Genomic DNA, 14,218 nt, shown 5'->3' with positions numbered 1-14,218 from the left:
GATCACCCATACGTGAGCTTTGACACACTAATGTACGAACCGGTACGTTATCTCTCATCCATGTGGCACAGACCACCTTTCGCGACCTGAGGACTACCGTGATCGAACCCCAACACCCCGCAGCCCGCCGGCTGCTCAGCGCGATGACGCGCCTCGAGCTGGCCTTCGGCGCGCTGATGCTTCTGATGATCCTGGTGCTGGTCTTCATGCAGGCGGCCCAGCGTTATATGCCCGGCGAGGGCGCGGCCTGGACCGGCGAGCTCTCGCGCTTCGCCATGGCCTGGCTGACCTTCTCCGTGGCCGGAATCCTGGTCACCCTGCGCGGCCACATCACTCTGGAGGTCGTCGACACCCTCCCCGCACCGCGCCTGGTGCGCACTGTGCAGGTGTTCTCTCTGCTGATCGTCGCAGTGGTGGCCGTGGGACTGAGCTGCGAAGCCTGGAGCCTGGTCAGCACCGAAGGCCAGATCAGCTCCCCTGTGCTGGGCCTTCCCATGTCCGTGGTCTACATCCCCGTGCTGGCCGGCATGATCAGCACGATCATCCGCTCGCTGCTGGCGGCCTACGTCGTCGCTCGCTGTGGACCCCTGCTGTCCGCGGGAGAACACTCCCCCGCCACCGATTCGAAGGAGCGGAACGCATGAGCCTGCTGCTGCTCGGACTGGCCATCGCCATCCTGCTGATCCTGCGCGTCCCGGTGGCCTTCGCCTTCCTGGGGCCCTCCCTGGCCTACATGCTCCTGGACGGACAGTCCTCCGGCATGAGCCTGCGCCAGGTCACCAACGCCGCGCAGAGCTTCCCGCTGCTGGCCGTCCCGCTGTTCGTCTTTCTGGGCGCCCTGGCCAATCACGCGGGACTGGCCGACCGGCTGTTCCGCTTCGCCTTGGCCGCACTGGCCCGAGTCCGCGGCAACCTCGGCTATGTGACCGTGGGCGGCAGCGTGGGCTTCTCCTGGATGAGCGGCTCCGCTGTGGCCGACGCCGCCGCACTGGGAAAGGTCCAGATCCCCGCCATGCTGCGCAACGGCTACAGCCGCCGCTTCGCCACCGGCCTGTCAGCCTCCTCCTCGCTGATCGCCCCGGTGATGCCGCCCAGCATCCCCGCGGTGATCTACGCAGGGCTGGCCGCGGCCTCCACCGGCGCGCTCTTCGCGGCCTCCGTGGTCCCGGCGCTGCTGATGGCCCTGGGCCTGTGCGCCGTGGTCTGGCTGATGGTCCGGCGCCAGCCGAACCTCACCGCCGGGCGTTTCGACAAGCAGGAGTTCTTCGCCTCCGTCCGCGGCGTGCTCCTGCCCGCCCTGACCCCGGTGATCATCCTGGGTGGGATCCTCGGCGGTTTCTTCACTCCCACCGAGGCCGCCGCCGTCGCGGTGATCTATGTGCTGCTGATCGCGCTGGTCCTCCGTTCGCTGAGCCTCAAGGGCCTGCTCACAGCCATCCGCGAGACTGTGGTGACCACAGGCGGGATCATGCTGATCGTCGCCGCAGCCGCGCTGCTGGGCCATATCCTAGCCATGGAACGGCTGCCGCAGCTGCTGACCGAAGTCTTCGTCAGCATCACCGAGAGTCCCGTGGTCTTCATGCTGCTGGTCTCCCTGCTGATGCTGGTGCTGGGCACCGTCATCGACGCCACCGCCATCCTGGTGCTGGTGGTACCGATCCTGCTGCCCATCGGGCTGCAGTATGAGATCGACCCGATCACTCTCGGCGTCGTGCTGATCTTCTCCCTCATGCTGGGTCTGCTGACCCCGCCGGTGGGCACGGCCCTGTTCGTGACCGCCGCAGTCTCGGAGACCCGTGTGGGCGAGGTCTTCAAGGGTGCGCTGCCCTTCGCGATGCCAGCGGTGGTCGTTCTGCTGCTGACCATCTTCTTCCCCGACACGATTCTCTTCCTCCCGGAGGTGCTGGGACTCTGATGCCCCCACAGACCGCTCCGTCCGTGCTCGCCGCTCTGATCGGTCAGGGCATCGGCCCCTCGCTGACCCCTCCCCTGCATGAGCTGGAGGGCCAGCGCCATGGGCTGCGTTCGATCTACCGGCGGATCGAGTTCCACGCCGAGCAGGACGGCCCGGCCGATCTGGCCCGCCTGCTGGACTTCGCTCGGCGCACCGGCTTCGACGGGCTGAACATCACCTACCCCGCTAAGCAGACGGTGCTGCCGCTGCTGGATGAGCTGGCACCCTCGGCCCAGATGATCGGCGCGGTGAACACCGTGGTCTTCGACGGCGAGCGCGCCATCGGCCACAACACCGATGTCACCGGATTCCGCGCCAGCCTGGACGATGCCCTGGGCGGCACCGGCTGCGGCCGCGTGGTGCTGGTGGGCGCCGGCGGGGCCGGATCAGCGGTGGCCCATGCCCTGGTGATGCGGGGCGTGCAGAGCCTGACCGTGGTGGATGTCGACGCCGAACGTGCGGCCGCAGTCTGCCACAGCGTCCAGGAGAGCCACGGCTTCACCGCCGCCAGCGCCCATCCTGAGGATCTGCCCGCACTGACCGCCGCGGCCGAGGGCATCGTCAATGCCACACCCTTCGGCATGGCCCACCACCCCGGCGCACCGTTCAGCGCGGAGCTGATCACCGACCGCCACTGGGTGGCCGATGTGGTCTACCGCCCGGTGGACACTGTGCTGCTCCAGGCCGCCCGGAAGGCCGGGGCGCTGGCCACCCCCGGCACCGGCATGGCCATGCACCAGGCCGCCGATGCGTTCGAGATCTTCACCGGGCGCACGGCGGACCGCTCCGCGATGCTCGCCGACCTCAACGCTCTGATCGCCGCGGAGCGCCAGGAGCAGCACGCCCCACAGATCTGATGGCCCAACATCCCTGATGGAAGGAAGAACGATGCACCGCTCAACCACAATGAAGATCTCCGCGCTGGCGATGGTGCCGGCGCTGGGCCTGACCGCCTGCGGCGAGGACGCCACAGATGATCCCGATGCCACTGTGCTGACCCTGGCCCACAGCTATAACCCGGGTCAGCCGCAGGTGGACTGCGGGATCGAGCTGATCGAGGAGCAGGTCAATGAGGCCGACGCCGGCATCGCCATCGAGACCTACGGCTCCAGCCAGCTGGGCGGCGACGCCGACCGGATCGCCTCGGTCTCCTCCGGCGACATCGACATCGACGTCCAAGGCGCCTCCGCCCTGGGCGCGGTCTATGAGCCGGTCAGCGTCTTCGACGCCGCCTACGCCTTCGACGATGAGCAGCATCTGGCTGACTTCATGGCCGATGAGGCCTCAGACCCAGTGATCGAGGACTTTGCGGCCGAGACCGGGATCCACACGCTGGGCGCCTGGTCCGCAGGGGCCCGGCACTTCACCGCTGATGCTCCCATCCAGGAGCCCGCGGACCTCGATGGTCTGCGCATCCGCTTCCCCGGGTCCCCGCAGTACCTGATGAACGCTCAGGCTCTGGGCGCCGATGCCACCGAGGTCGCCTACGAGGAGATCTACCTGTCCCTGCAGCAGGGCGCAGTGGACGGCCAGGAGAACCCGATCAACATCGTGGAGTCGGAGAACATCTCCGAGGTCCAGGACTACCTGAGCCTGAGCGGCCACCAGCTGAACACCAACCTGATCATCATCGGCGAGGTCTGGGACGAGCTGGACTCCGAGCAGCAGGAGGTGCTCAGCACCGCGGTCTCCGACGCCGTGGAGGAGGTCACCACCTGCGTGGCAGAGGAGGAGCAGGAGACTCTGGACCGGTGGGAGACCTCCGGAGAGATCGAGGTCATCGACGACGTCGACGTCGACACCTTCCGCGACCAGTCCCACACCTATCTGGGGGAGAACCTGGACGGAGAGTCCCTCGAGGTCTTCGAAGCCATCCGCGGCTCCGCCGAGTGACCTCGCAGCCGCCGCACTGCTGTGCTGGGCCCGGCCGGGGCACCCCTGCCCGGGCCCAGATTCAGTAGGGTGCTTCTATGACCGAGCCTGACACCACTGACCGGAGCACCCGTCTGAGGGATCCGGAGCGCACCCGGGCCGATGTGCTGGCCGTGGCCACCGAGGTCTTCGCCGACTCCGGCTATTCGGGGGCGCGGATCGATGAGATCGCCCGCCGCACCCGCACCACCAAGCGGATGATCTACTACTACTTCGGCGGCAAGGAGCAGCTCTATCTGGCCGTGCTGGAGGAGGCCTACCGGGGCATCCGGGAGGCCGAGCAGAGCCTGCAGGTCCAGGAGCTGGAGCCGGCCGAGGCGCTGCGCCGGCTGGCCGTGCTGACCTATGACCACCACCTGAAGCATTCGGACTTCATCCGACTGGTGGCCATCGAGAACATCCACCGCGGCCGGTTCATCTCAGAACTGGAGTCCCTGCATGATCTGAACACCCCGGCGATGGGCGTGCTGGACGGGATCATCGCCCAGGGCCATAAGAAGGGCGTCTTCCGCGAGGAGGTCAACGCCCTGGATCTGCACCTGCTGATCAGTTCCTACTGCGTATTCCAGGTGGCCAACCGCTATACCTTCAGCGTGCTCTTCGACAGCGAGTTCGCCTCGCCGCAGCGCCAGCATCAGATGCGCAGCCTGATCGGCGATGTGGTGGTCCGCTGGGCCGCAGCGGACTGAGGAGCCTCAGCCCTCGGACTCCTTCTTCTCCGCCTCCTCAGCCAGCACCCGCTGGCCGATGCCGAAGGCCACATTGGCCGCCGGGACGGAGCAGTAGATCGCGCTCTGCAGGAAGATCTCCTTGATCTCATCCGGAGTCACGCCGTTGCGCAGCGCGGCACGGATGTGCATCTCCAGCTCGTGCCAATAGCCGCCGGCGATCATCGCGGTCAGCGTGATGGCCGAGCGGGTGGTGCGCTCCAGTCCGGGGCGGGTCCAGATGGTGCCCCAGGCGTAGCGGGTGATCAGCTCCTGGAATTCGGAGGTGAACTCGTCCTTCTTCGCCTCCGCGTTGTCCACGTGGGCATCGGAGAGGACCTCACGGCGGACCCGCATGCCCTCCTGGTAGATCTCATCAGCGCTCATGCGATGAACTCCTTGATCAGCTCAGCGGTCTGTTCGGGAGCCTCGGCCGGGGCCAGATGCCCGACGTCGGCCAGTACAGCGTGCCGCCCCTGCGGCACGGTCTGGGCGATCAGCTCAGCCTGCTCCGGCGGACAGACGGCATCCTCTGCACCGGCCACGGCCAGCACCGGAACAGCAGCCCCGCGGAGCTTCTCGCGCAGGTCGAACTCCCCCAATGCCTCGCAGCAGCGGGCGTAGGAGTGCCGGTCGGAGTTCTGCAGCGAGTGCAGCAGCCCGGCGGTGATGGCCGGCTGGGCCTCGATGAATCCGGGGGCGAACCAGCGCTTGGCCGAACCCTCCACCATGGAGGGGGTCCCGGCCTGCTCCACGAACTCGGCCCGCTCCCGCCAGGCGACGGGCTCACCGATCTTGGCCGCGCTGCACAGCACCACGACCTTCTCGAAGGTGGGCTCAGCCTCGGCGTCCACGGCCAGCTGCTGGGCAACGGCACCGCCGATGGAGACACCTGCGTAATAGGCAGGCCCGGTCAGCCCAGCCTCCTGCCGCACTGCTGCGGTCAGCCGGCGCACACCCTGGGCCAGATCGGTGATGCTGAAGGCCTCGGCCTCCGGTGTGCCCGCGCCGTGGCCGGGCAGATCCCAGCCCACCACGTGGAATCGCTTCTCCAGGAAGCTCACGGCGGGACGCCAGAGGGCCTCCACACTGGTGCCCAGCGAGGGGCCCACGATCAGCAGCGGCTTCTCCGCCGGGGCGTCCTCGGGGCTGGTCAGCCAGGATCCGGCCAGGCTCAGCCGGTCAGCGGGTGCGCTGGTCATTCTGCTCCTTGAAATCATGTACAGCGGAATCGATGAACTCCTGGGCACGTCCCAGGTAATCGGCAGGATCGAAGAGCTCGGGCAGCCGTTCGGGCTCCGCGGCCCCGGCCTCGGCGAAGCTCTCGGTCACCAGTTCGCGCAGGCTTCTGCCCTCCTGCACACTGCGGGTGACCAGGTCCTTGAGCTGCTCCTTGCCGCCGGGCATCTTCGGGCCCAGCGCGGCCATCAGCCGTTCGCTGAGCACCAGGTCACCGTCCAGGCGCAGGTTGTGCGCCATCTGTTCGGCTTCGACCACCAGGCCGCCGAAGAGCTCCCGGGCGCGGTCTGCCGCTCCCCCGGTGAGCCGCAGCAGCTCACGCAGCGGCGCCCATTCGGCGTGCCAGCCGCCGTCGGGACGCTCGTCCTGAGCCATCGCGGCCGCGGAGTACAGCGTGGAGAGCTGGCCGGGGGTGCTGATCGCCGCCGAGCGGATCAGCGTGGAGAGCACCGGGTTCTGCTTATGCGGCATGGCGGAGGAGCCTCCGCGGCCGGCGGCCGTGGGTTCGCGCAGCTCGGCGACCTCGGGACGTTGGAGCATCAGCACGTCTCCTGCGGCCTTGCCCAGCGCGGAGCTCAGTCCGGCCACGGCGGAGGCCGCCTGCAGCAGCGGCTGGCGCTGGACATGCCAGGGACGTCCCGTCGCCGGCAGGCCCAGCCGGGCGGCCAGCTGCTCGGTCAGCCCGCGGGCCTCCTCAGCCCCGGCAAAGTCCACCAGGGCGGCCTGGGTGCCCGCTGCTCCGCCCCATTGCAGGGGCAGTCGGCTCAGCGCACGCTCCAGGTCCTTCAGCGCCGCGGACACGCCGTCCAACCAGGTGGCCGCCCGCAGCCCGAAGACGGTGGGCAGGGCGTGCTTGGTCAGCGAGCGCGCGGCACACAGCGTGCTGCGATGCTCCTGGGCCAAGGCGGCCAGCCCACCGGCGGCGGCATAGCCGTCAGCGAGGATCTGTGCCCCGGCACGGTTGACCATCAGGACCAGGGCCGTATCCAGGATGTCCTGGCTGGTGGCGCCGCGGTGCAGTGCCGAATCCCCCGCACCGGAGGCCTTCAGCTCAGCACGGACTGCGGCGAGCATCGGGATGACGGGGTTGCCTCCCCCGACGGCGGCCCGCGCCAGCTCCTCCGGGGCCAGACCGGGGACGGCCCGGGGATCGGAGCCGATGCGCCGCAGCGCCTGCGCATCGGCGGCCTGAGCGAATCCGGCCTCGGCCAGCACCTCGCCCCAGGCGGCCTCCGCCTCGAGCAGCGCAGTCAGAAGCGCCTGGTCTCCGGTGAGCGAGGAGACCTCTGTGCCCGCCCATGACGGGGAGAGCAGAGAGTCCTCGGTCATTCGGCGGCCCCTACCTGCTGCGGGGTGCGCGGGTAGGACAGGAAGGCGGTCTGACCCTCGCCCTGCAGGCGGATGTCGAAGCGCAGGCCGCCGTCGGCCTCACGCTCGGCGATCAGCGTGCGACGCTCGGGCTCCTCCAGGCTGCTCAGCAGCGGATCGTTCTCCAGCGCCTGGATGTCCTCGGGCAGGTAGATCCGGGTGTGGAGCCGGTCCATCAGGCCTCGGGCGAAGACCGTCAGCAGGATGAAAGGGGCCTTGCCCGGCGCCGTCGGGCCGGGGTTCAGCGTGGTGAAGGTGTAGTGGCCGACGTTGTCCACCGTCGCGCGGCCCCAGCCGGTGAAGGTGTAGCCGTCGCGCACCAGGGAGCCGGTCTCCTGCGGGATGGCACCCTCCGCGTCGGGCTGCCAGATCTCCAGCAGCGCATCCGGGATGGTGGCGCCGTCTCCGTCGGTGACCGTGCCGTGCAGCCGCACCGCACCGGGGCGGGAGGGGTGGATGAGGTTCTCCCCGTCCTTGAAGGGCAGGGCGTAGCCGTAGAAGGGGCCGACGGTCTGGGCCGGCGTCGGGATGTGCTTCATCTCAGTGTTCCTCCTGATCGGCCTCGGTCCAGGTGCGGTTGCTGCCGCTGAGCACGATGTCCCAACGGTACCCCGTGGCCCACTCGTGCTGGGAGACCGAGTGATCGTACTGGGCGACCAGCCGGTCCCGGGCGTTCTGATCCACGATGGACTGATAGATCGGGTCCAGGGAGAACAGCGGGTCCCCGGGGAAGTACATCTGGGTGATGATCCGCTGAGTGAAGTCGGTCCCGAACATGGAGAAGTGGATGTGGGCCGGACGCCAGGCGTTGAAGTGGTTCTTCCACGGGTAGGGCGCCGGCTTGATGGTGGTGAAGCTGTAGCTGCCGTCTGCCCCGGTGATCGCCCGGCCCACACCGGTGAAGTTGGGGTCGATGGGTGCGGGGTGCTGATCGCGCTTATGGATGTAGCGTCCGGCGGCGTTGGCCTGCCAGACCTCGATGAGCTGTCCCGCCACGGGGCGGCCGTCTCCGTCGATCACCTTCCCGGCGACGATGATGCGCTCGCCCAGGGGCTCCCCGTTGTGCTGGATGGTCAGATCCGACTCCAGCGCGTGGACGTCCCGCTCGCCGAAGGCCGGGCTGTGCAGCTCGATCTCCTCCGGATCGGTGTGGTGGAGGCTCTTGGTGGGGTGGCGCAGCAGGGAGCTGCGGTAGGGCGGGAAGTTCAGCCGTGCGGTGGTCTCCTCCGGCCCGCCTGCCTGGAGGCTGGTGCGGTACTTCTCGTGCAGCGTCCCGATCTCCTGGCTGATCTCCTCCTGAGAGGTCACAGCGGCATCGGGGTTGGTGTTGGGCTCGGCCATCGGGCAGAACTCCTCATCTGAAGTGCCTTGTGATGTGACTCTCACCAGCTTGGTCGGCGCGGACCATCTGCGACGAGGCGCATACCATTCAACGGCACAGCTTCCGACCTCGGCCGCCCGCCTCGACGAGATCAGCCCCCTCCGCGGGATCAGCTCGCCAGCGCGCCCTCGGCACCGAGGGCGCGGGCGATGCTACGACTGGCGGTCTGCAGCGCCATCAGCGGCTGGGCCAGGGACCCCCAGTCGCGCGGGACCACGATGGTCAGCGCCGCGGCAGCCTGCCCGCGGGCATCGAGCACCGGCACCGAGATCCCGGCGGTCTCCTGGTGGATGACTCCGCTGAGCTTGGCGTATCCGCGACTGCGCGCCTCGGCCAGCTCTCGGCGCAGCTCGGGACGCTCACGGCGGATCCGCTCCTCATGAGCCTGCAGGAAGGCCTCCACCCGGCGCGCCGGGCCGAAGGCCAGCAGGACATGACCCATCGAGGTCAGGTGGGCAGGCATCCGGGAGGCGACTTCGGCAGGGTTGGCCACGGCGCCCTGCCGGGAGAGCCGCTCCACGATCAGCACCTCATCCTCATCCAGGACGGCCAGCTGGGTGGTCTGACCGACCACGGAGCTCACATCCTCCATCAGCGGCAGGGCGGCGCTGCGCAGGGTCCGGCTCAGCGGAGTGTGCTGGGCGATCTCCCAGAGCCGCTGTCCCAGCTGGATGCAGCCGTCATCGTCTCTGGCCAGGAAGCCCCGGCCGAGCAGCTGGCGGATCATCCGATAGCCGGTGGTGCGCGGCAGCCCGGCCGCCTCGGCCAGCTCAGCCGGGCGCAGACTCGCCTCCTGCTCCAGGGATTCGAAGATGCGCAGGATGCGGTCCAGAACTGCGTCCCCGCTGGGTGAATTTGCCACGGACACATCGTATCCACAGGCCAGGGCGTCAAGAGATCATCCATTGAATGATTTCTCCCTGGCGAAGAATCCGACTAAGTTGTGATGGCGGTCATAGCTGGTTAGTGTCCACCCAGCCATGTGACCCACACCACCGAGAAATGAGGGTGAACTGATGCCGAGCATCCGGGAACAGATCGATGACCGCCCCATGGGGCTGCACCAGTGGCTCATCGTCGCTCTGGCCACCTTCCTCATGGGCCTGGACGGCTATGACGTCCAGGCGATGGCCTTCACCGCCAATGCCGTCACCGAGGACTTCGGACTCAGCAGCACCGAACTGGGCCTGCTGCTCTCCGGGGGGCTGATCGGCATGGCCCTGGGCGCGGCCTTCGTGGGCCCCTTCGCCGACCGCTTCGGCCGCCGCACCATGCTGCTGGTGGCTCTGGTCGTCAACGCCGCAGGCCTCTTCCTCTCCGCCACCGCCTCCTCCATGCCGGAGCTGATGCTCTGGCGCGTGGTGACCGGACTGGGCGTGGGCGGCATCCTGGCCTCCGGGACAGTGCTGGTCTCGGAGTACTCCAACCGCAAGCACCGTGGCCTGGCCCTGAGCATCTTCGCCGCAGGCTACCCGGTGGTGGCCTCCATCGGTGGCATGCTGGCCATTCCGCTGATCCAGAACTTCGGCTGGCAGTCGGTCTTCCTGCTCGGCGGCATCCTGACGGTGGCCGCCTGCGCACTGGTCTGGGCGAAGATGCCCGAGTCCCTGGACTTCCTGGCCGTGCGCAGCCAGCACGAGGACTCTGAAGCCCCGCGGCAGCAGGCCGAGAGGATCGCACGAAGCCTGGGGATCACCGGACCGGTGGAGCTCGCCTCGGTCCAGACCGAGAAGGACGACGACGCCGGCTCCGCCTCCAAGAACTCCTATGTGGCCCTGTTCTCTCCGGCCAACCTGCGCAACACCCTGGTGCTCTGGGCGATCTTCTTCATCGTCATGTTCGGCTTCTACTTCGCCAACACCTGGACCCCGCAGCTGCTGACCCAGGTGGGCTTCACCGCGGAGGAGGGCATCCTCGGCGGCGTGATGCTGATGCTCGGCGGCACAGTGGGCGCAGTGCTCTACGGCGTCTGCACCGCACGCTGGGACGCACGGAAGGTCCTGGCCGCCTTCGCCACGGTCTCCGCGGTGATGTTCTTCGTGTTCATCAGCTCCACCAATGTCTACGCGCTGGCCATGGTCACCGGCGTCGGGCTGGGCATGATCATCAACGGCTGCATCTCCGGACTGTATACCCTGGCACCGATGACCTATTCGCCGCGGCTGCGCTCCACCGGTGTGGGGGCCGCGCTCGGCGTCGGGCGCTGCGGTGCGATCCTGGCGCCGATCATCGTCGGCTCCCTGCTGGATGTGGGATGGACTCCCTTCGCGCTCTACACCGGTGCGGGCCTGGTGGTCCTGCTGGCGGCCGGCGCAGCCCTGACGCTGCGCCTGCACCTGCCGCAGCAGGCCGATGTCCGCGCTGAGGGCACCGCCGACGGCAGCACTGCGGAGAACAGCACAGCGGCACAGGCCGGAAGCGGCCGAGGCTGAGGATCTGGAGGCAGAACCACCTATGGCCAACTCCCCCACCGGTGAGGCGCTGATCGGGCGCCTGGACCGTGTGCTCAACGCCTTCACCCCTGAGGACGATGCACTGAGCACCGCTGAGATCGCCCGTCGCGCCGGCCTGCCGCCGGCCACGGCCCACCGGGTCTGTGGGGATATGGTCCGGTTGGGCTGGCTGGATCAGCGGCCCGGCGGCTACACCGTGGGCTCTCGGCTCTGGGAGATCACCAACCGGGCCTCCCGGCGCACCAAGCTGGCCGTGCTCTCCCGCCCCTACCTCTCGGACATCCAAGCGGTGATGGGACAGCACGTCCAGCTGGGCGTGATCGACGGCTTCGACGTGCTCTTCGTGGACCGACTCTCCTCCCGCGAGGCCCCGGAGATCCACGGCGGAGTGGCCGGGCGCCTGCCGCTGCACGCCTCGGCTACTGGGCTGGTGCTGCTGGCCCACGCCTCCTCCGAGTTCCAGGCCTTCTACCGAGAGAAGCACCAGGACGACGCCGAGGCCTCCCCTCGGCTGAGCGAGGAGCACCTGGCCTTCATCCGCCAGCACGGCTGCTGCGCCCAGACCGGCGCCATCGAGGAGAACATCACCGGCCTGGCCGTCCCGATCCGGCAGAAGGGTCGGCAGCTGGTGGCGGGGCTGGGCATCGTCACCGATGACGAGGAGGTCGCCCGCCGCCCCGCCCCCTGGGTGCAGATGCTGCAGATCGCGGCACGGGGCATTCAGCGCGGGCTCAGCACGCCCAGCTGATCATCCATTCAACGGAAGCCACATGGCCCCCGTCACTTCCCTGCGAGGAGACTGGGCCACACAGAACTGCCAGCGCACCACTTCCCTGAGAGGACTTCGATGACCGTTCAGACCACCCAGGTGCAGGTCGGGATCGTCGGCGGCGGCCCCGCCGGACTGATGACCGCCCTGCTGCTGAAGCGTCAGGGAATCTCCGCCGTCGTCGTCGAGACCCGCAGCCAGGAGACCATCCGCACCACCCACCGTGCGGGCATCCTGGAGGACGCCACCGTGGAGATGCTCACCCAGGCCGATATCGGCTCGCGGGTGCACAGCCACGGCCATGAGCATGAGGGCACAGTGCTGAGCTTCGACGGGGAGCGCCGGCGCATCGACTTCCAGCAGCTGGTGGGCCGCTCGGTCTGGCTCTATCCGCAGAACGAGGTCTTCCACGACCTGGCCACCGCCTGGCAGGCCGAGGGAGGCGAGATCCACTGGGAGGTCTCCGAAGTCAGCGTGGAGGGCCTGCAGACCAGCTCCCCGCAGATCAGCTTCACGGACTCCGAGGGTGCGGCCCAGCAGATCCAGGCGGAGCTGATCGTCGGCGCCGACGGCTCCCGCTCCATGTGCCGCAAGCTCATCCCGGAGGAGATCCGCACCGATCACTTCACCGCCTACCCCTATGCCTGGTTCGGCATCCTCGTGGAGGCTCCGCCCACGCATCCGGAGCTGATCTACGCGAACTCCGAGGACGGCTTCGCGCTGATCTCCCAGCGCAGCGAGACTGTCCAGCGCATGTACTTCCAATGCGACCCGGATACCGATCCGGCCGACTGGAGCGATGAAGCCATCTTCGAGCGCATCCAGAGCGTGCTGGGCGGTGAGGACTCCATCCAGCTGCAGCGCGGACCCATCATCGAGAAGACGGTGCTGCCCTTCCGCTCCTATGTCTGCGAGCCGCTGAACTGGGCCCGCCTGGTGCTGGCCGGCGACGCCGGGCACACCGTCCCGCCCACCGGAGCCAAAGGCCTGAACCTGGCCTTCTGCGATGTGCGGGCACTGATCCCCCAGATCACCGCCTTCTTCGCCGATGCCAGCCGGGACTCCGCTGCCCTGGACGAGTACTCCCGCACCGCACTGGACCGGGTATGGCGCGCCCAGAGCTTCTCCTACTGGGCCACCACGCTGCTGCACCGCCAGCCCGAGGAGAACCCCTTCAGCCAACGACGCCGGCGCGGCGAGTTCGAGGCGCTGACCGGCACGGAGGCCGGGCGCACCTACTTCGCCGACGCCTACACCGGCTGGAAGGCCTGAGCCGCAGCTTCAGGCCTTCCCCACACCTCAGACCCACCGCACAGAGAAAGAGAGGGCGGGTTCCGGAGTTCCGGAACCCGCCCTCTCTGCGTCAGACTGATGTCAGGCTGAGCTGATCAGCTCAGCCTGTGGCAGATCATGCGTTGCCGTCGAAGAGCGAGGTCACCGAGCCGTCGGTGAAGACCTCACGGATAGCGGTGGCCAGGATCGGCGCGATGGAGAGCACGGTGAGCTGCTCGAAGCGCTTCTCCTCCGGAATGGGCAGGGTGTTGGTCACCACGACCTCCCGTGCGCCGGAGTCGGCCAGACGCTCAGCCGCCGGCTCGGAGAAGATCGGGTGGGTGGCGGCGATGATGACGTCCTTGGCGCCGGCGTCCTTGAGGACCTTCACCGCACCGGAGATGGTGCCTCCGGTGTCGATCATGTCGTCGATGAGCACGCAGGTTCGGCCCTCGATCTGCCCGACCACCTGCTTGGACTCGGCCTTATTGGGCTGGGTGACGTCGCGGGTCTTGTGCACGAAGGCCAGCGGGGCGCCGCCCAGACGCTCGGCCCACTGCTCGGCCACACGCACGCGGCCGGTGTCCGGGGAGACCACGGTGACCTCATCGTCGGCCACCTGGGCCCGGATGTGGTCGGCCAGCGGCGGCACGGCGAACAGATGGTCCACCGGGCCGTCGAAGAAGCCCTGGATCTGAGCGGTGTGCAGGTCCACCGACATGATCCGATCCGCTCCGGAGGCCTTGTAGAGGTCCGCCACCAGGCGGGCCGAGATCGGCTCGCGGCCGCGGCCCTTCTTGTCCTGGCGGGAGTAGGGGTAGAAGGGAGAGACCACCGTGATCCGCTTGGCGGAGGCGCGCTTCATCGAGTCGATCATGATGAGCTGCTCCATGAGCCAATTGTTCAGCGGGGCCGGGTGGGACTGGAGCAGGAACACGTCCTTGCCGCGCACCGACTCGGCCGAGCGCACGTACATCTCTCCGTTGGCGAAGTCGTAGGCGCTCATCGGCAGAAGTTCTGTGCCGAGCTCCTTGGCGATCTCCTCAGCGAGCTCCGGGTGTGCCCGCCCGGAGGCGATCACCATCGTCTTCTCGGTGCTCAGCCTGATCTCGTCCATGGGTGCCTGCTGCCTCTCTGAAGGTC

15 protein-coding genes are annotated in these 14,218 nt (G+C 68.3%); 8 read left to right on the top strand and 7 right to left on the bottom strand.

What is annotated here, in order from left to right:
• Window positions 1–98 precede the first annotated feature (98 nt).
• The 5 genes from IEW85_RS06040 (at window position 99) to IEW85_RS06020 (ending at window position 4,575) form a co-directional block, all read left to right on the top strand.
• Window positions 99–644: a TRAP transporter small permease gene (locus IEW85_RS06040; RefSeq protein WP_188683743.1), complete on the top strand. Its 546-nt coding sequence runs from the start codon at window positions 99–101 to the stop codon at window positions 642–644.
• Window positions 641–1,915 (top strand): TRAP transporter large permease, encoded by a 1,275-nt coding sequence (locus tag IEW85_RS06035; protein WP_188683741.1) that lies wholly within the window; start codon window positions 641–643, stop codon window positions 1,913–1,915. Before IEW85_RS06040 ends, IEW85_RS06035 begins: the two co-directional genes overlap by 4 nt.
• Window positions 1,915–2,811, top strand: coding sequence for a shikimate dehydrogenase (locus IEW85_RS06030; RefSeq protein WP_188683739.1), 897 nt, complete (start codon window positions 1,915–1,917; stop codon window positions 2,809–2,811). Before IEW85_RS06035 ends, IEW85_RS06030 begins: the two co-directional genes overlap by 1 nt.
• Window positions 2,812–2,842: 31 nt before the next feature.
• Window positions 2,843–3,847: a DctP family TRAP transporter solute-binding subunit gene (locus tag IEW85_RS06025; RefSeq protein ID WP_229658841.1), complete on the top strand. Its 1,005-nt coding sequence runs from the start codon at window positions 2,843–2,845 to the stop codon at window positions 3,845–3,847.
• Window positions 3,848–3,924: 77 nt separating this feature from the next.
• Window positions 3,925–4,575 carry a TetR/AcrR family transcriptional regulator gene (locus IEW85_RS06020; RefSeq protein WP_188683735.1) on the top strand — a complete coding sequence of 217 codons (651 nt, stop codon included), beginning with the start codon at window positions 3,925–3,927 and terminating at the stop codon, window positions 4,573–4,575.
• 6 nt (window positions 4,576–4,581) lie between these two features.
• Here the strand turns inward: IEW85_RS06020 and pcaC are convergent, their stop codons facing one another.
• The 6 genes from pcaC to IEW85_RS05990 form a co-directional block, all read right to left on the bottom strand.
• Complete coding sequence (gene pcaC, locus IEW85_RS06015; RefSeq protein ID WP_188683733.1) at window positions 4,582–4,980, bottom strand: 4-carboxymuconolactone decarboxylase; 399 nt, start codon at window positions 4,978–4,980, stop codon at window positions 4,582–4,584.
• Window positions 4,977–5,795 carry an alpha/beta fold hydrolase gene (locus tag IEW85_RS06010; RefSeq protein WP_188683731.1) on the bottom strand — a complete coding sequence of 273 codons (819 nt, stop codon included), beginning with the start codon at window positions 5,793–5,795 and terminating at the stop codon, window positions 4,977–4,979. Before IEW85_RS06010 ends, pcaC begins: the two co-directional genes overlap by 4 nt.
• The gene (locus tag IEW85_RS06005) at window positions 5,776–7,161 is read right to left on the bottom strand and encodes a lyase family protein (RefSeq protein ID WP_188683729.1); all 1,386 of its coding nucleotides are present in this window, start codon (window positions 7,159–7,161) and stop codon (window positions 5,776–5,778) included. The genes IEW85_RS06010 and IEW85_RS06005 overlap by 20 nt, the downstream gene beginning before the upstream one ends.
• Window positions 7,158–7,739 carry a protocatechuate 3,4-dioxygenase subunit alpha gene (gene pcaG / locus IEW85_RS06000; RefSeq protein ID WP_188683727.1) on the bottom strand — a complete coding sequence of 194 codons (582 nt, stop codon included), beginning with the start codon at window positions 7,737–7,739 and terminating at the stop codon, window positions 7,158–7,160. The genes IEW85_RS06005 and pcaG overlap by 4 nt, the downstream gene beginning before the upstream one ends.
• A gap of 1 nt (window position 7,740) precedes the next feature.
• A complete protein-coding gene (gene pcaH / locus IEW85_RS05995; RefSeq protein ID WP_188683725.1) occupies window positions 7,741–8,541 on the bottom strand; it encodes a protocatechuate 3,4-dioxygenase subunit beta in 801 nt (266 codons plus the stop codon).
• A 149-nt stretch (window positions 8,542–8,690) separates the two neighbouring features.
• Complete coding sequence (locus IEW85_RS05990) at window positions 8,691–9,443, bottom strand: IclR family transcriptional regulator (protein WP_188683723.1); 753 nt, start codon at window positions 9,441–9,443, stop codon at window positions 8,691–8,693.
• 154 nt (window positions 9,444–9,597) lie between these two features.
• On the opposite strand from IEW85_RS05990, the gene IEW85_RS05985 reads away from it, so the two are divergent.
• From IEW85_RS05985 to IEW85_RS05975, 3 genes are all read left to right on the top strand, one after another.
• A complete protein-coding gene (locus IEW85_RS05985; RefSeq protein WP_188683721.1) occupies window positions 9,598–11,013 on the top strand; it encodes an MFS transporter in 1,416 nt (471 codons plus the stop codon).
• 22 nt (window positions 11,014–11,035) lie between these two features.
• Complete coding sequence (locus IEW85_RS05980) at window positions 11,036–11,782, top strand: IclR family transcriptional regulator (protein ID WP_188683719.1); 747 nt, start codon at window positions 11,036–11,038, stop codon at window positions 11,780–11,782.
• 99 nt (window positions 11,783–11,881) lie between these two features.
• Complete coding sequence (locus tag IEW85_RS05975; protein WP_188683717.1) at window positions 11,882–13,075, top strand: 4-hydroxybenzoate 3-monooxygenase; 1,194 nt, start codon at window positions 11,882–11,884, stop codon at window positions 13,073–13,075.
• 136 nt (window positions 13,076–13,211) lie between these two features.
• Here the strand turns inward: IEW85_RS05975 and IEW85_RS05970 are convergent, their stop codons facing one another.
• Window positions 13,212–14,192 carry a ribose-phosphate diphosphokinase gene (locus IEW85_RS05970; RefSeq protein WP_188683715.1) on the bottom strand — a complete coding sequence of 327 codons (981 nt, stop codon included), beginning with the start codon at window positions 14,190–14,192 and terminating at the stop codon, window positions 13,212–13,214.
• Between the last annotated feature and the right edge of the window lie 26 nt (window positions 14,193–14,218).

The organism is Nesterenkonia cremea, from assembly GCF_014642675.1.
In the GTDB taxonomy this organism is placed as follows: Bacteria; Actinomycetota; Actinomycetes; order Actinomycetales; family Micrococcaceae; genus Nesterenkonia; species Nesterenkonia cremea.
The sequence above is the reverse complement of the archived record's forward strand: the minus strand, read 5'-3'. Positions and strand labels throughout refer to the sequence as shown.